At 63.8% G+C, this 17,615-nt stretch carries 14 protein-coding genes; 12 read left to right on the top strand and 2 right to left on the bottom strand.

From position 1 onward, the window contains the following. Positions 1–3 precede the first annotated feature (3 nt). Positions 4–1,221 (bottom strand): hypothetical protein, encoded by a 1,218-nt coding sequence (locus JAB8_RS06740; protein ID WP_070288952.1) that lies wholly within the window; start codon positions 1,219–1,221, stop codon positions 4–6. A gap of 261 nt (positions 1,222–1,482) precedes the next feature. Between JAB8_RS06740 and JAB8_RS06735 the strand changes: the two genes are divergently transcribed. The 11 genes from JAB8_RS06735 (at position 1,483) to JAB8_RS06685 (ending at position 13,400) form a co-directional block, all read left to right on the top strand. Further along, a complete protein-coding gene (locus JAB8_RS06735) occupies positions 1,483–3,141 on the top strand; it encodes a PAS domain-containing methyl-accepting chemotaxis protein (protein ID WP_070223242.1) in 1,659 nt (552 codons plus the stop codon). 25 nt (positions 3,142–3,166) lie between these two features. Continuing rightward, entirely contained in the window at positions 3,167–4,615 is a 1,449-nt protein-coding gene (hemN, locus tag JAB8_RS06730) for an oxygen-independent coproporphyrinogen III oxidase (RefSeq protein WP_070223244.1), read from the top strand. A gap of 9 nt (positions 4,616–4,624) precedes the next feature. Next, entirely contained in the window at positions 4,625–5,395 is a 771-nt protein-coding gene (locus tag JAB8_RS06725) for a sulfite exporter TauE/SafE family protein (protein ID WP_070288951.1), read from the top strand. A 22-nt stretch (positions 5,396–5,417) separates the two neighbouring features. Then, a complete protein-coding gene (locus JAB8_RS06720) occupies positions 5,418–7,847 on the top strand; it encodes a heavy metal translocating P-type ATPase (RefSeq protein ID WP_070288950.1) in 2,430 nt (809 codons plus the stop codon). 2 nt (positions 7,848–7,849) lie between these two features. Continuing rightward, positions 7,850–8,026: a cbb3-type cytochrome oxidase assembly protein CcoS gene (gene ccoS, locus JAB8_RS06715; protein WP_046681774.1), complete on the top strand. Its 177-nt coding sequence runs from the start codon at positions 7,850–7,852 to the stop codon at positions 8,024–8,026. 228 nt (positions 8,027–8,254) lie between these two features. Then, complete coding sequence (ccoN, locus tag JAB8_RS06710) at positions 8,255–9,682, top strand: cytochrome-c oxidase, cbb3-type subunit I (RefSeq protein ID WP_046681775.1); 1,428 nt, start codon at positions 8,255–8,257, stop codon at positions 9,680–9,682. A gap of 15 nt (positions 9,683–9,697) precedes the next feature. Beyond that, positions 9,698–10,312, top strand: coding sequence for a cytochrome-c oxidase, cbb3-type subunit II (ccoO, locus tag JAB8_RS06705; RefSeq protein WP_070223252.1), 615 nt, complete (start codon positions 9,698–9,700; stop codon positions 10,310–10,312). Position 10,313: 1 nt separating this feature from the next. Beyond that, positions 10,314–10,514, top strand: coding sequence for a cbb3-type cytochrome c oxidase subunit 3 (locus JAB8_RS06700; protein WP_070223255.1), 201 nt, complete (start codon positions 10,314–10,316; stop codon positions 10,512–10,514). After that, a complete protein-coding gene (gene ccoP, locus JAB8_RS06695) occupies positions 10,507–11,427 on the top strand; it encodes a cytochrome-c oxidase, cbb3-type subunit III (protein ID WP_046681778.1) in 921 nt (306 codons plus the stop codon). The genes JAB8_RS06700 and ccoP overlap by 8 nt, the downstream gene beginning before the upstream one ends. A gap of 4 nt (positions 11,428–11,431) precedes the next feature. Continuing rightward, entirely contained in the window at positions 11,432–12,814 is a 1,383-nt protein-coding gene (gene ccoG / locus JAB8_RS06690; protein ID WP_121670761.1) for a cytochrome c oxidase accessory protein CcoG, read from the top strand. Between the two features lie 61 nt (positions 12,815–12,875). Further along, positions 12,876–13,400 (top strand): FixH family protein, encoded by a 525-nt coding sequence (locus tag JAB8_RS06685; protein WP_070223257.1) that lies wholly within the window; start codon positions 12,876–12,878, stop codon positions 13,398–13,400. Positions 13,401–13,526: 126 nt separating this feature from the next. On the opposite strand, the gene fnr is transcribed toward JAB8_RS06685, so the two are convergent. After that, a complete protein-coding gene (fnr, locus tag JAB8_RS06680; protein WP_070223259.1) occupies positions 13,527–14,285 on the bottom strand; it encodes a fumarate/nitrate reduction transcriptional regulator Fnr in 759 nt (252 codons plus the stop codon). Between the two features lie 239 nt (positions 14,286–14,524). On the opposite strand from fnr, the gene JAB8_RS06675 reads away from it, so the two are divergent. After that, entirely contained in the window at positions 14,525–17,599 is a 3,075-nt protein-coding gene (locus JAB8_RS06675) for a response regulator (RefSeq protein WP_070288949.1), read from the top strand. Positions 17,600–17,615 lie beyond the last annotated feature (16 nt).

Here is a 17,615-nt window from a genome sequence, read left to right as displayed (position 1 = left end):
GCTTCAGAGCTCGCAGGCCGGCGCCGCCGCCACGCACTGCGCATCGGGAAACGCGCGCACGCGGTAGCGCACCGGGTAGCAATCGATTTGCTCCATCAGGCCGCCGCCGATGGCTTGCGCCTCGTCCCACGCCAGCAGCTTGCTGCCGCTGCGCTCGCCATGCTCGTCGCGCACCTCGAGCGCCACGACATCGGTGCGCGGCAGCAAGGTATGCACGTCGCGGGCCCAGCTGCTCACGGAAACGACGCGCTCGCCCGGCTGCCGTTCGATCAGCAGGCAGCTGGCGACGAAGACATCTTCGCCCGTGCTCGTGTTGAGTTGCTCCCACTCTTCCTTCTGCTGGTTGTAGAGATCGGCGCGCACGATCGTCTGGAAACGCCGCAGCGCCGTGGCGACGGCCGCATCGGCCGGTTCGCAGGCGACGATTTTCCCATCCCGCACGCCATACAGGGCGGTCGAGACCTGCCGCCCCTCGTCGCGCGCCAGTTGGTCGGCCAGGGCCACCATGGCCAGCTGTCCCGCCGCATGGTGCGACGACGCCAGCAGGAAGCGGCCGCGCGTGGGCACCATCACCAGCGGTTCGCCGCCTTCGCAGGCGCGGTACAGCAAGTCCGGCAGCAGCAGGCGCGAAGAATCATAGGCGTCGTTCCAGTCGCCCAGCAGCAAGCCGTTGCCCAACGCGACGAAACTGTGCGCCGTGCGGTCGCGCAAATTGTCCATGGCCGCCGCCAGCGCCTGTTCGAACGTCACGCCCCACTGCGCCAGCGTAGCCTGGCCGATGGTGGCCATATTCGCTTCCGTATCGTAGGCCAGCATGACGACCGCATCCTCGCTGAAGTCCTGGCAGGCAGTGGCAAATGCCGGACGCTGCGGCTCGGTCTGCGCCAGCAGGCGCAGATGGTCGCCCTGCCGGCGGCTGCGCAGTACGGGCATCAGGCTGGCGCGGGCGTCGGCAAAGCTGGATGGCACGCCGGGAGCCGAGTAGATGCTCAGGTAGTGCTGCACGACGTGTGCACGCTGCTTGCGCGGCGCGGCGCAATAGTCGCGGTAGGCATTGTCCAGATTGAAAACATGCCCGTCGTCGCTGCCCGACACGATGCGAAACTGTTCCCGTTCATAGCGGCTGTCGGATGCCAGGCCATCCTGGCCGATCTGCCGCAGGACGATCTGCGCAAAGGCATCGCGCGAGGGAGGGCTGCGGAAAAAATCGAATAAACCCATGCGTCTCCTGAAAAGGACCGCTGCTCTGGAAAATAGTGCAGCTTAGCAAAAGAAATAGCCAATTTGGCACTATAAACGAAAAGCTGCCGGGACGAAATGGGACTGGCTTGAGAGCTGCGGCAAATTACCCGAGCCAATCTGGAGGATTTTGATCTACATCAATAAATTTGCGCAGGCGACTCCTTACACTGATCTCCATTCTTGCAATCGTGCAAGTCTTACTTACCAATTGCTCATTTAACCGACCAGGAAGCCGCGACCATGCGACAAAATTTGCCAGTGACTAACCGTGAAGTCCTCGTCCAGGACGACCAGGCCATCGTGTCGAAAACGGATATGAACGGCAATATCGTCTACGTGAATCCGTACTTCAGCCAGGTCAGCGGCTTCAGCGAGGCAGAGCTGCTCGGTTCGCCCCAGAACATCGTGCGCCACCCGGACATGCCGGCCGAGGCGTTTGCCGACCTGTGGGCGTCGATTCAGGCCGGCACACCTTGGACGGGCCTGGTCAAGAACCGCTGCAAGAACGGCGATTTTTACTGGGTGCGCGCCAATGTCACGCCCATCCGCGAAGCGGGCAAGACCATCGGCTACATGTCGGTGCGCGTGAAGGCCGACAAGGACCAGGTCAAGGCGGCCGAGGAAGCCTACGCGGCCATCCGCAACAAGGAAGGCGGCAACATCGTCATCAAGCATGGCCAGATCGTGCGCCCGGGCCTGGCGCACCTGCTGCACAACCTGACGCACATGTCGCTCAACCTGCGCATCTGGGCCGCCACCTCCATCGTCAACTGCCTGCAGCTGCTGGTGTGCATCATCAGCCTGTTCGCCAGCGGCGGCAAGATCACCAATTACGCCATCTTCGGCGCCACCCTGTTCGGTTTCCTGATCAACGTCTTCCTCTGGTACACCTTGCGCATGTCCGTGCTCAAGCCGCTGGGCAAGGCCCTGAACGGCGCGCGGGCCATTGCCGCCGGCGATCTGTCGGGCAGTTTTGAAACGGACAGCACGGATGAAATGGGCCAGCTGCTGCGCGCCCTGCAACAGATGAACAGCAACCTGATCGCCACCATCCGCGACGTGCGCATCAACGTGGAAACCATGGCCGTGGCCACCAAGCAAATCGCCGTCGGCAATATGGACCTGTCGGGCCGTACGGAATCGCAGGCGGCCAGCCTTGAAGAGACGGCGTCGAGCATCGAGGAATTCTCGTCGACCGTGAAACAGAACGCGGACAACTCGGTGCAGGCGAATGAACTGGCCGTGGCCGCCTCGAAAGTGGCGGTGCAGGGCGGCGAGATCGTTTCCGAAGTGATCACCACCATGGACGACATCAACACCTCGTCAAAGAAGATCGTCGACATCATCGGCCTGATCGAAGGCATCGCCTTCCAGACCAACATCCTGGCCCTGAACGCGGCCGTGGAAGCGGCGCGCGCCGGCGAGCAGGGCAGGGGCTTTGCCGTGGTGGCGGGCGAAGTGCGCAACCTGGCGCAGCGCTCGTCCGTGGCGGCCAAGGACATCAAGCAACTGATCGAAATTTCCGTCGGCAAGGTGGGCGCCGGCATGCTGCAGGTGAACCGCGCGGGCGCCACCATGGAACAGGTGGTCAGCTCCGTCAAGCAGGTGACGGCGATCATGCAGGAAATTTCCATCGCCTCGCGCGAGCAGAGCATCGGCGTCGACCAGGTCAACCAGGCCATCGCCCACATGGACCAGGTGACGCAGCAGAACGCGGCCCTGGTGGAAGAAGCCGCCGCGGCCGCCACGCGCCTGGCGGAAGAAGCAGCCAGCCTGTCGCAAGCCGTGAGCCTGTTCAATTTCGGCAAGATGCCGCCACCGCGCCGCGTCGCCATGCCCGGCGGCAAGGGCGGCGCCGCGAACGCCGGCAAACCCGCCATGAAACGCCTGGCCGCCTAAACCTTTCAAGACATCAAAACACATCATGCCTACACTCCTCAGCAGTGCTTCCGCCGACCTGGACGCCGTCGTCGAATTCGACCCGGTCATCATCGGCAAGATGAGCCAGTCCGGCCCCCGCTACACGTCGTATCCGACCGCCGACCGTTTCAGTGCCGACTTTGGCTACGGCAATTTCCTCGAAGCGCTGGCCGCCCTGCGCATGCGCGGCGGCCGACGTCCGCTGTCGCTGTACGTGCACGTGCCGTTCTGCGACACCCTGTGCTACTACTGCGCCTGCAACAAGATCATCACGAAAGACCGCAGCAAGGCCGCCACCTACCTCAGCTACCTGAAACAGGAAATCGCCATGCAGGGCAAGCTGTTTGCCGGCATGAACCAGATCGAGCAATTGCACTTCGGCGGCGGCACGCCCACCTACCTGAGCGAAAAGCAGATGGACGAACTGATGGCGCACCTGCGCCAGCATTTCGAGTTCGCGTCCGATGAAGACGGCGAATATTCGATCGAAATCGACCCGCGCACCGTGTCGCGCGAGCGCGTGTTTTCCCTGCGCGCGCAAGGCTTTAATCGCATCAGCCTGGGCGTGCAGGATTTCGACGCGGACGTGCAAAAAGCCGTCAACCGCATCCAGCCGGAAGCGGAAACGGTGGCCATCATGCAGGCGGCGCGCGACGCCGGTTTCCGCTCGATCAGCATCGACCTGATCTACGGCCTGCCCAAGCAAAACCTGGACACGATGACGGAAACCTTGCGCAAGGTGATCAACGCCAGCCCCGACCGCATCGCCCTGTACCACTACGCGCACATGCCGCACCTGTTCAAGCCGCAGCGCCGCATCCTCGACGCCGACATGCCCGACAGCGCCACCAAGCTGGCCATGCTGGGCCTGTGCATCGCGCGCCTGACCGCCGCCGGCTATGTCTACATCGGCATGGACCATTTCGCCAAGCCGACGGACGACCTGGCCGTGGCGCAGCGCCAGGGCCGCTTGCACCGCAATTTCCAGGGCTATTCCACGCGCGCGGAAGCGGACCTGATCGCCTGCGGCGTGTCGGCCATCAGTTCCGTCGGCGCCGTCTACAGCCAGAATGAAAAGACGCTCGACGCGTACTATGAAAAGCTCGACGAAGGCGTGCTGCCGATCGCGCGCGGCATCAAGCTCGATACGGACGATTTATTACGCCGTATCATCATCCAGATGCTGATGTGCAATTTCGAATTGTCGATCGCCACCATCGAGCAGGCGCACCCCGTGAAATTCCGCAGCTACTTCGCCACGGAACTGGAAAAGCTGCGCGAACTGGCGCGTGACGGCTTGCTCGTCATCGAGGAAGACTGGCTGACGGTGACGCCGAAAGGGCGCTTGCTGATCCGCAATATCTGCATGGTTTTCGACCGCTACCTGACCATGGCGCGCGCCAACGCGGCGCCGGACGCGGTGCAGCCGCTGCGCTACTCGAAAACGGTGTAACACCGCCCGATGAACGCCCTCAGCCTCGTGCCCATGTTCCTGGTCGGCCTGGCCGGCAGCGTGCACTGCATCGGCATGTGCGGCGGCATCGTGGGCGCCCTGTCGATCAGCGGCGGTGCCGCTCCCGCGCCAGCGCGCCCCGTGATCGCCATCGCCGTGGCGCGCCCGGCATTGCAGACAACCGTGCAGGCCAATGTGCTGCGCGTGCTGGCCTACAACGGCGGGCGCATAGGCAGCTACATGCTGGCCGGCGCCCTGGCCGGCAGCCTGGCCGGCGCCGGCATGCTGCACATGGCGTCACTGCAAGTGGCCGGCTACTGGCTGGCCAACCTGATGCTGGTGGCGTTGGGCCTGTACCTGATGGATGCCTGGCGCGGCCTGGCCCGGCTGGAAGCGGCGGGCAACGTCGTCTGGCGCCGCGTGCGTCCCCTGCTGAAACCGCTGATGCCCATGGATACGCCGTTCAAGGCGCTGGCCGTGGGCGGCCTGTGGGGCTGGGTGCCGTGCGGCATGGTCTACAGCGCCCTGCTGACGGCCATGATGCAAGGCTCGGCCCTGAGCGGCGCGGCCACGATGGCCGCCTTCGGCCTGGGCACCCTGCCCACGTTGCTGGGCATGGGACTGCTGGGCACGCGCCTGCGCGCACAGATGCAGCGCCGCCCCGTGCGCATCGCCAGCGGCGTGCTGGTGCTGGGCTTTGGCTTGCTGGGCCTGCTGCGCGCAGCGAATGGCGTCTCGCTGGGCTGGCTCGACGCCCTGTGCGTCACGGGCCATCCATGAAAAGACGCATGAAAACAAACTTATGAATGCAGTTTTACAACCCTCCGCCTGCTTCCATTGCGGCTTGCCCGTACCCAGCGGCTCGAGCTGGCACGTCACCATCGACGACGTGCCGCGCGCCATGTGCTGCCCCGGCTGCGAAGCGGTGGCGCAAACCATCGTCGACATCGGCCAGAGCGCCTACTACCGCGACCGCGACGAATACGCCGTCAACGCGGCTGACGCCACCATGGTGCCGCCCGAACTGCGTTTGTACAGCAATGACGACGCGCAATTCGCGCGCGACGCCAGCAGCTGCGAAGCGACCCTGTCTGTCGAAGGCATCCGCTGCGCCGCCTGCGTCTGGCTGATCGAACGTCAATTGACGCGCCTGCCAGGCGTGCAGGCGGCCAGCCTGAACGTCGCCACGGAGCGCCTGTACGTGCGCTGGAGCCGCGCGCAGTGCGAGCCGGGCGATATCCTGCAAGCCGTGCGGCAAGTCGGCTACACGGCCTATCCGTATGACGCCGTGCGCCATGGCGAACGCCTGCAAAAAGCCAGCAAGACGCTAGGCCGCCAGCTGTTCGTGGCCGGCCTGTCGATGATGCAGGTGATGATGTACGTGGCACCCGCCTACCTGGCGGCCGAAGACGGCACGCTGGACGACAATATGGCCAGCCTGATGCGCTGGGCCAGCCTGCTCTTGACCCTGCCCGCCATCTGCTATTCGGCCATGCCGTTTTTCCAGGGCGCCTGGGCCAGCCTGCGCGCGCGCACCCTGGGCATGGACGTGCCCGTGGCGCTGGGCATCCTGGCAGCGTTCTTCGGCAGCGTGGTGGCGACGTTTACGGGCCGCGGCGAGGTGTATTACGACTCGGCCACGATGTTCATTTTTCTGCTGCTGTGCAGCCGCTATTTCGAGCTGCAGGCGCGCCGCAAGGCTGCCTCGGCGCTGGAAAGGCTGCAGCATGCCTTGCCCGCGTCCGCCTCGCTGATGGCGGGCTTTCCCGACAACCGCGCCACCACCCTGGTGCCGGCCGGCAGCCTGGCCGTCGGTGACATCATCCTGGTCAAGCCGGGCGAGGCGATCGCCGCCGACAGCGTCATCATCGAAGGCACGAGCGCGCTCGATTTATCGCTGCTGACGGGCGAGAGCGCGGCGCAGCGCCGCAAACTGGGCGAGCGGGTGCCGGGCGGCGCAATCAATGCCAGCGCGGCACTGATCTTGCGCGTACTGAAACCGGCGCGCGAAAGCACCTTGTCCGACCTGTTGAAGCTGATCGAGCGGGCCGGCAGCGGCAAGCCGCAGATCGCGCAGTGGGCCGACAAGGTCGCCGCCTGGTTCGTACTGGGCCTGCTGCTGTTTGCCGTCGCCGTGTTCGCCTTCTGGAGCTGGCACGACCCGTCGCAGGCGTGGCCCGTGGCCATTGCCGTGCTGGTTGTCTCGTGCCCGTGCGCGCTGTCTCTCGCCACGCCGACGGCGCTGGCGGCCGCCACCGACAGCCTGCTGCGGCGCGGCGTGCTGATCGTCCAGCCGCACGTGCTGGAAACCCTGCACCGCGCCACCCACATCGTCTTCGACAAGACGGGGACATTGACCCTGGGCCGGCCCGTGCTGAAACAGATCGAGGGCCTGGACGGCATGACGGAAGACGACTGCCTGCAGGTGGCCGCCGCGCTGGAGGCGGGCAGCGCCCATCCGCTGGCACAGGCGATCCTGGCAGCAGCGGGAGAAACACCGCGCACGCATGCGGAACAATTACAGGAAGTGCAGGGGCAGGGCCTCGAGGGCCTCGTCGACGGCGTGCGCTACCGCCTGGGCAATGCGGCCTTTGTCGCCGCCATCGCGGGTCCGCCGCTGGGTGACACGGCCGTCGGCATGCAGGGAATGACGCCGCTGTACCTGGGCACGCAGGGGCGCTGGCTGACGCGCTTCCTGCTCAGCGACGCGCTGCGCCCGGAAGCGCGCGACGTGGTCGCGTATTTCCACCGGCACGGCAAGCAAGTCGTGCTGCTGAGCGGTGACCAGGAAGCGCTGACGCAAAGCGTGGCGGCGGAGCTGGGCATCGCCACGGCCTGCGGCGAATGCCTGCCCGATGAAAAGCTCGATTTCGTGCAGCAATTGCAGGCGACGGGTGCCGTGGTGGCGATGGTGGGCGACGGCATCAACGACGCCGCCGTGCTGAGCGGTGCCGACGTGTCCTTCGCCATGGGCTCCGGCGCCGCGCTGGCGCAAGCGCATGCGGACACGGTGCTGCTGTCGAGCCAATTGGTGTCCGTGCTCGACACGGCCAAGACGGCCGCGCGCAGCATGCGCATCATCCGCGAGAACCTGGGCTGGGCCACGCTGTACAATCTGACGGCCATCCCGGCCGCCGCGCTGGGCTTCTTGAACCCCTGGCTGTCCGGCGTCGGCATGGCTGCCAGCTCGGCCGTCGTCATCGCCAACGCCCTGCGCCTGCGGAAAGCCTGAACATGGAAGCACTGTATCTCCTCATCCCCCTGAGCGTCGTGGTCGTCTTCATCGCCCTGTGGGTGTATTTCACGGCCTCGGACAGCGGCCAGTTCGACGACCTCGTCGGACCGGGCCTGCGCGTGCTGCAGGACGACGATACGACGGTCAAGCCGGCGCCCGGCGAACCGCATCCCTGACTTCATCGCCCGGCCGGCGTCCCGCACGCCATGGCCGGCGCGTCTGCTCCACATGCCCTTTTTGCAGGGATCTTGTACGGCTTTTTTGATCGAAATATCACTTTATTTCGATGCCAGTTCGCTACGCTTATTTCATCCGGGGAATTTTGATCCACATCAAAGTTTTTTCGCGGTCAAACACTTACTCTCTGGCCACCATCATAAATAGTAATTCCAGGGAGAGTCTTTGTGGATCAATCGCTGAACTATAACTACAAGATCGTGAAGCAATTCGCGGTCGCTACTGTGGTATGGGGCATCATCGGCATGCTGGTTGGCGTTATCATCGCCGCTCAGCTGGCCTGGCCTGCCCTGAACCTCGACATACCATGGCTGACATACGGACGCTTGCGTCCGCTGCACACGAATGCGGTGATTTTCGCCTTCGGCATCTGCGGCCTGTTCGCCACCTCGTACTACGTCGTGCAACGCACCTGCCAGGTGCGCCTGTTTTCCGACAAACTGGCCGCCTTTACCTTCTGGGGCTGGCAAGCGGTAATCCTGTGCGCGGTCGTCAGCCTGCCCATGGGCCTGACCCGCGGCAAGGAATACGCCGAGCTGGAATGGCCTATCGCCATCCTCATCGCCGTCGTCTGGATCGCCTACGCCATCGTCTTCTTCGGCACCCTGATCAAGCGCAAGGTCAAGCACATCTATGTGGCCAACTGGTTCTTCGGCGCCTACATCCTGGCCGTGACGATTTTGCACGTGGTCAATGGCGCCGTCATGCCAGCCTCGTTCACCAAGTCGTATTCCGCGTATGCGGGCGTGCAGGACGCCATGATCCAGTGGTGGTACGGCCATAACGCGGTGGGCTTCATCCTGACCGCCGGCTACCTGGGCATGGTCTACTACTTCATCCCGAAACAGGCCGAGCGCCCCGTGTACTCGTACCGTCTGTCGATCGTCCACTTCTGGGCGCTGATCTTCACCTACATGTGGGCGGGCCCGCATCACCTGCACTACACGGCATTGCCTGACTGGACGCAATCGATCGGCATGGTCTTCTCGCTGGTCCTGCTGGCACCAAGCTGGGGCGGCATGATCAACGGCATCATGACCCTGTCGGGCGCCTGGCACAAGCTGCGCACCGATCCGATCCTGAAATTCATGATCGTCTCGCTGTCGTTCTACGGCATCGCCACCTTCGAAGGTCCGATGATGTCGATCAAGACCATCAACTCGCTGTCGCACTACACCGACTGGACCGTTGCCCACGTGCATGCGGGCGCCCTGGGCTGGGTGGGCTTCATCACCATGGGTTCGATCTACTACCTGCTGCCGCGCCTGGCGGGCCGCACGCAGATGCACAGCACGCGCCTGGTCGACGTGCACTTCTGGGTGGCCACCATCGGCATCGTGCTGTACATCGCCGCGATGTGGATCGCCGGCGTGATGCAGGGCCTGATGTGGCGCGCGGTCAATCCGGACGGCACCCTGACCTACACCTTTGTCGAGAGCGTGAAAGCAACGTATCCGTACTACGTGGTGCGCGTGGCCGGCGGCCTGCTGTACCTGTCGGGTATGTGCATCATGGGCTACAACACCTGGATGACTCTGCGCGGCAGCAAACTCCCCGTCGCCCGCATTCCGGAACTGAACGCGGCGCACGCCTGATAGGAGCGAAAGCAAATGAAATTTTCACATGCATGGATTGAGAAAAACCCCTGGCTGCTGATCGCCCTGGTCACGGTGGTGATCAGCATCGGCGGCGCCGTCGAGATCGTCCCCCTGTTCTTCCAGAAGAGCACGACGGAGCCCGTCGCCGGCCTGAAGCCGTATTCGCCGCTGCGCCTGGCGGGCCGCGACATCTACGTGCGCGAAGGCTGCTACAACTGCCACTCGCAGATGGTGCGTCCGCTGCGCGCGGAAACGGAACGCTATGGCCACTATTCGGTCGCCGGCGAGTTCGTCTACGACCGTCCGTTCCAGTGGGGTTCCAAGCGCACGGGGCCGGACCTGGCCCGCGTGGGCGCCCGCTACAGCGACGAATGGCACCGCACGCACTTGAACAACCCGCGCGACGTGGTGCCCGAGTCGAACATGCCGGCCTACCCATGGCTGGCGAAGACCAAGCTGGTGCCTGACGACATCATGCCGAAGATGCGCGCCCTGAAACGCCTGGGCCAGCCGTACAGCGACGAAGAGATCGCCGCCGGCCCCGCGCAGCTGCAGGACAAGACGGAAGAAGACGCCCTGGTCGCCTATCTGCAAGGCCTCGGTACATTAATCAAAACAAGGAATTAGCATGGCAATCGAAAACCTGTTTGACAGCGCCAGCAGCGTCATGACGGTGGTTTCCTTTATGACATTCGTGGGCATCCTGTGGTGGACGTTCAGCCGCAGCAATGGCGACTTCGACGCGGCGGCACGCCTGCCGTTCGCCGACGAGGCGCTCGACTATCCGGCCGATGCCGCGCCGGCACAAGGGGAGCGCAACCATGGCTGACTTTACCAATGGCTTCTGGAATATCTACATCGTCGTGCTGTCCCTGCTGGGCATCATCGGCTGCGGCGTGCTGCTGTACTCGCAGTCGAAAGTGAAAGTGGCCGCCGGCGCCCCCGCCGACGGCACCACGGGCCACGTGTGGGACGAGGACTTGAAGGAACTCAATACGCCGATGCCGCGCTGGTGGATGTGGCTGTTCTACATCACCATCGTCTTCGCGCTGGCCTACCTGTTCCTGTACCCGGGCCTGGGCACCTACGCCGGCAGCCTGGGCTGGAAATCGACGGGCCAGTACGAGGAAGAGCTGAAGAAGGCGGAAGCCGACTACGGCCCCCTGTTCAACAAGTACCTGAGCCAGGACTTGAAGACGGTGGCCGCCGATCCGCAGGCGCAAGCGATCGGCCAGCGTCTGTTCCTGACCTACTGCGCGCAGTGCCACGGTTCGGATGCCCGCGGCAACAAGGGCTTCCCCAACCTGACGGACAAGGACTGGCTGTATGGCGGTGATCCCGACATCATCAAGACCACCATCATGCACGGCCGCAATGGGCAGATGCCGCCGATGGGCGCCGCGCTCGGTTCCGAAAAAGATGTCGAGAACGTGGCCCATTACGTGCTGAGTCTGTCCGGTTCCACGTCGGACCCCGTCAAGTCCGTGCTGGGCAAGGCCAAGTTCGGCGCCTGCATGGCCTGTCACGGCGCCGATGCGAAGGGCAACCAGATGCTCGGCGCGCCTAACCTGACGGACAAGATCTGGCTGTACGGCGGCAGCGCCGATACCATCATGGAAACCGTGCGCAAGGGTCGCAACAACACCATGCCGGCCTTCAGCGACTTCCTCGGCGAATCCAAGGTACACGTGCTGTCGGCGTATGTCTGGAGCCTGTCGAATCCCCAGACGCCCGTGAAATGATGTAATGGAACCTCAAGTCATCAAGATGTATGCGGCCCGCGAGCAAATCTACCCTCGCGAGGCCAAAGGACGCTACGCTACCTGGCGATGGGTATGCGTATGGCTTACCCAGCTCGCGTTCTACGGCTTGCCGTGGTTGACCTGGAATGGCAGGCAAGCCCTGCTGTTCGATTTGACCACGCGCAAGTTCTACATTTTCGGCGTCGTGCTGTGGCCCCAGGATTTCATCTATCTGGCGGCCCTGCTGATCATCTGTGCGTATTTGTTATTCCTCGTCACGGCCATTGCCGGGCGGGTGTGGTGCGGGTTTTCTTGCCCGCAAACGGTATACACGGAAATCTTCCTGTGGGTCGAACGCCGCATCGAGGGCACGCGCAGCGCGCGCATGGCCCTCGACAAGCAGGGCCCCTCCGTGCGCAAGGCGTTCAAGAAGACGGCCAAGCACCTGGTATGGGGCGCCATCGCCCTGTGGACGGGCTTTACCTTTGTCGGCTACTTCACGCCGATCAAGGAACTGGCGCGCGAGGTGACCACCCTCAATTTCGGTCCCTGGGAATGGTTCTGGGTCTTGTTCTACAGCCTGGCAACCTACGGCAACGCGGGCTGGCTGCGCGAGCAGGTGTGCAAATACATGTGCCCCTACGCGCGCTTCCAGAGCGCCATGTTCGACCAGGACACCCTGATCATCACCTACGATGCCAAGCGCGGCGAACCACGCGGCGCCATGAGCAAGAAGGCCGGCAACAACGACAAGCTGGGCGACTGCATCGATTGCACCCTGTGCGTGCAGGTGTGTCCGACCGGTATCGATATCCGCAACGGCCTGCAGTATGAATGCATCGGCTGCGCCGCCTGCGTCGATGCCTGCAATACCGTGATGGACAAGGTCGAGCGGCCGCGTGGCCTGATACGCTACAGCACCGACCATGCGATGGAAAACAACTTCAATTCGAAGCAGATCCGCCAGCGCGCCATGCGCCCGCGCGTGCTGATCTACACGTCCATCCTGGCCCTGATCATCATCGCCGTGTGTACGTCGCTGGCCCTGCGCACGCCCCTGAAAATGGACGTGATCCGCGACCGCGGTTCGATGGGACGCGAGGTGGAAGACGGCATGATCGAAAACGTCTATCGTCTGCAGATCATGAACACCTCGGAGCAAAGCCAGCATTTCAAAATCAGCGCATCCGGCTTGCCGGGCCTGACCTTGCTGACGCGCGACGAAGTGACCTTGCAGCCGACGGAAACGCTGGGCTGGCCGATCCGCCTGCGCGTGCCGCACGGCGTCGGCGAGAAGGGCTCGAACAAGATTGCGATCGAATTGCACTCGCTGGACGACCCGTCGCTGCACGTGCGCGAAAGCGCGGTGTTCATCGTGCCGCGCTAATGCAGGAAGGCCGGTCCCCGCATGGGGGCTGGCCGTATACCAGAAACACAGGAGAAATACCATGTCCGACAGTCTGAAACTGCAACCTCCCGTTGCCCCCTGGTACAAGCATCGCTGGCCATGGCTGCTGATGATCGGTCCCGGCCTGTCCGTGGTCGTCGGCAGCTTCATGGGCTATATCGCGTTTACGCAGCCCGATGCGCTGGTGGTGGGCGACTATTACAAGCAGGGCAAGGCGATCAACCAGGATTTGAAGCGCGACACGATCGCCAGCGACCTGGCCATGGATACGACCCTGTCGTATGACGTCGCTGCAGCGCGCCTGAGCGGCTCCGTGCACAGCTTCGGCAAGGCGTACCAGGGGCCTTTGCAGCTGCACCTGGCGCATGCGACCCTGCCGGAAAAGGATATCAAGCTGCTGGTGCAGCCCGATGCGGCCGGCAATTTTTCCGTGGCGCTGCCGATGCTCGAGCGCAGCCGCTGGCAAGTGCTGGTGGAAAACGACAAACGCGAGTGGCGCCTGTCCGGCATCTGGACCTGGCCCGTGCAACGCAGCATCGCGCTGCACGCGGATGAAGAGCTATAACGTACAGCGCCGGGAAAAAACCGTAGCGAGCGGCAGTGATTTGTGGCTGAGAAGCACAGCTGTGCTATAGCACAGCGAGCATCGCAGGCCGCAAAGCACGACGCGCAGCAGGTTTTGACGGTGCTGTTACTTGCAGACGTCGGTGCCGGCTGTAATAGCTTTTAACTTGGCCGGCTGCAAGATCTCGATCTCGCGGTTGGAAACGCGCAGCCAGCCTTCCTTCTTGAATTTCGACAATAAACGGCTGACGCTTTCGATGGTCAGGCCCAGGTAGTTGCCGATTTCCTCGCGCGACATGCGCAACTGAAATTTGCTGGCCGAATAGCCGCGCGCTTCATAGCGCGACGCCAGGTTGACGATAAAGGCGGCAAAACGCTGCGTCGCCTGCATGTTGCCCAGCAACAGCATGACACTTTGCTCGCGCGTGATTTCCTGGCTCATCATGCGGTGGAAATGGCGCAGCAGGGTCGGCATATTGCCCAGCAATTGTTCCAGGCTGGAAAACGGGATTTCACACACTTCACTGTCTTCCAGCGCCACCGCATTACAGTGGTGACGGTCGGCGCTGATGGCGTCCATGCCCAGCAGTTCGCCCGCCATCTGGAAACCCGTCACCTGCTCTTCGCCGCCCGGATTGATCTGGTAGGTCTTGAAGTGGCCCAGACGGATCGCATACAGGTTCTGGAACGAGTCGCCGATGCGGAACAGCGAAGCGCCGCGCACGATCTTGCGGCGGCGGCCGATGATCTGGTCCAGTCTGTCCATGTCGCCCACGTCGAGGCCCATCGGCAGACACAATTGATGCATGCTGCAGGTCGAGCATCGCGCACGCAACGCTTCCACGGTCACTGTGGGCGAGGTTGGAGTGAGTAGCGCTTCAGTCATGTCGGTACCTTTTAGAAAATGCAACAACAAGTTTACTGCATACAGGGTTGCCGTGTGCCAATTTCACCGCAATTTCGCTGAATAAACGACGTTCCGACTTTAATTATATGGCAACATCGTCAAAAGCCCATGCGGAGAGGGCAATTTGCGTGGCGGCGCTTGCCAAGCTGGGGTATTGATAGGAAAATTCCTGACAGCATTATCTGCCGCCTGTGCCGCCCGGTACTGAAAAGGAAATCATGAAGCCTCTCGGCATCAAAGCAAAAGTCGCGCTGGCCACCAGCCTGACCTCGATCGCCATGATCGCGCTGGTCACCATGATCCAGGTGCAGCACATGCGCGACGATTTCACCAAGGTACTGTTGAGCCAGCAGTCGTCCCTGATCAGCCGCACCGCCGCCGAGCTCGACGACAAGCTGGGCATGCTGCTGCAGATCGTCACCCTGACGGCCCGGCAGCAGCCGCCGGAACTGATCGCCCAGCCCGCCCAATTGCGCGAATACTATTCGCGCCGCTCGATGCTGGTGCTGTTCGACGACGTGCTGGTGCTCGACGCGCACGGCGCCGTCGTGGCCGACATGCCGGAAGTGGCGGGGCGCGCCGGCATCAACGTCGCCGAGCGCGAGTATTTCCAGACCGTGCTGCGCACGCGCCAGCCCATGATCACCGAGCCGATGCTGGGCAAATCGAGCGGCATGCCCATCGTGCAGATGGTCGCGCCCGTGCTGGGCGCCGATGGCCAGGTGGCCGGCGTGGTGATCGGCGTGCTGCGCCTGTACAAGGATAACCTGCTGGGGAGGTTGCGCTCAGAAAAGATCGGCAAGAGCGGCTATTACTTCGTCCTCACGCGCGGCGCCGTGCCGCGCTATGTGCTGCATCCCGACACCAGCCGTTTGCTGCAGCCGCGCCTGCCGAACGCCAACCTGACGACCACCCGGCTGCTGAAGGACGATGGCGAAGGCACCATGGTCAGCACCAACAGCCGCGGCATCACGGCCGTCAACAGCTTCAAGCGCCTGAAATCCGTAAATTGGCTGCTGGCCGCCTCGCTGCCCCTCGACGACGCCTTCGAACCGTTCGACGGCGTGCTGTACCGGTTGGTGCTGTGGAGCATCCTCGCCTCGCTGCTGGCCGCAGCCGTGCTGGGCTGGGTCACCGTGCGCCTGCTCTCGCCGCTGGTGCGCCTGCGCGACACCCTGCAGGCGCTGCGCACCAGCGGCAGCCGTTTCACTCCCGTGCCCGTGCAGCAGCGCGACGAGATCGGCGAGCTGACGGAAGCGTTCAACGGCCTGATGAGCGAGCGCGACCGCTTGCAGCAGGAGCTCGAATCGCGCGCGGCGGAGCTGGAACAGGAGCGCGACCGGGCCGAGGCGGCCAACCGCGCGAAGAGCGATTTCGTGGCCAACATGAGCCATGAAATCCGCACGCCCCTCAATGCCGTGCTGGGCATGGTGTATTTGCTGGGCAATACCAAGCTCGATACGGAACAGCGCAAGTATCTGACCATGGTGCGCGTGGCGGGCCAGTCGCTGCTGGGCATCCTCAACGACGTGCTCGATTATTCGAAGATCGAGGCGCGCCGCATGGAATTGTCGCCCGTCGAATTCGACCTCGACGAAGTCATGAACACGCTGGCCACGACGATGACGATGAATGCGGGCGAAAAGGAGCTGGAACTGGCGATTGCCGTCGAGCCCGACGTGCCGCGCCGCCTCATGGGCGACGCCCAGCGCCTGCAGCAGATTCTCGTCAACCTGGCCGGCAATGCGATCAAGTTCACCGAGAGCGGCGAAGTGGTGGTGGCCGTCAGCCTGGCCGAGAAGGACAACGGCCGTGCCTGGCTGCGCTTCGAAGTGCGCGACACGGGCATCGGCATGACGGAACTGCAGCAACAGCAGCTGTTTGCCGCGTTTTCGCAGGGCGACCAAAGCATCACGCGGCGCTTCGGCGGCACGGGCCTGGGCCTGGCCATCAGCAAGCAGCTGATCCACATGATGGGCGGCGACATCGCCGTCGCCAGCAGCGAAGGCAAGGGCAGCCGCTTCTGGTTCAGCGTGCCGTTCGAGATGCTGGCGCAGCCGGCCGAAACGCGGCGCACGCCCACCCTGGGCCAGCTGCGCCTGCTGGTGGCCGACGACAACCGCACCACGCGCGAACTGATCGTCAAGCTGATCGAGGCGTGGGGCTGGCTGGCCGACGAAGTGGACTCCGGCTTTGCCGCTATCGAACTGTACCGCGAGCGCCTGGCGCAGCAGCAGCCGTACGACGTGGTGCTGGCCGACTGGCACATGCCCGTGATGGACGGCCTGGCCACGGCCAAGGCCATCCGCCAGGCAGCCAGCGGCCAGCGCCAGCCCATCGTGGTGATGGTCAACGCCTTCGCCCGCAACCACCTCGAGGAAATCTCCAGCGCGGCCGAGGCCGATGTCGTGCTGATGAAGCCCATCACGGGCTCGAGCCTGTTCGATGCCCTGCACCAGGCGCTGATTACCAAGCACGACGGCGGCGAGCAGCGCATGCTGCAGCAGCCGCTGGGCACGGAACTGGCCGGCGTGCATTTCCTGCTGGTGGAAGACAACCATTTGAACCAGGCCGTGGCGCGCGGCATCCTCGAACACATGGGCGCCACCCTCGACGTGGTGGGCGACGGCTTGCAGGCCGTGGAACGGCTGCGCACGGAAGCGCTGCGCTACGACATCGTGCTGATGGACATGCAGATGCCCGTCATGGACGGCTTCAGCGCCACCCACATCATCCGCACGGAACTACGCTTGAGCCTGCCCGTGATCGCCATGACGGCCGGCGTGCTGGCGTCCGAGCGCGAGCGCTGCATGACGGCCGGCATCAGCGATTTCATCGCCAAGCCCGTGGTGGTGGAAGAGATGATGGAAGTGATCCTGCGCCACCTGCCCAAGCGCCCGCCAGTGCAGACGGCGGGGCCGGCGCCCGTCGCCGATGAGGAAGTGTTTTCCATGGCGCCGCTGATGCGCGTGATGGGGCGCGACGCGAAGGGGCGCGGCGTGCTGCGGCGCATGGTGGAAGACGCGCTGAACAAGGGCATGACGCCCATGCGCGATGCCGAAACAGCCTTGCAGGCAGGCCGCCACAGCGACGTGGCGCGCATCCTGCACAGCGTGCGCGGCTCCGTCGGCACCCTGGGCACGAAACGCCTGATCCGCACCGCGTTCGCCACCGAGGAAGCCATCGATGCGGGCCGCCTCGACGAGGTGCCAGCGCTGCTGGCGCAGACGGCGCAGGAACTGGAGCAGGCGCTGGCGGCGGCGGCCGATTGGTTGTCCAGGCTGAAGGATTAAGCCTGCAACGTAAAAC

It is taken from the genome of Janthinobacterium sp. HH106 (genome assembly GCF_001758725.1).
Taxonomy (GTDB): domain Bacteria; phylum Pseudomonadota; class Gammaproteobacteria; order Burkholderiales; family Burkholderiaceae_D; genus Janthinobacterium.
Note: the sequence above shows the minus strand (reverse complement) of the source record. Positions and strands in the feature narration are given on the sequence as shown.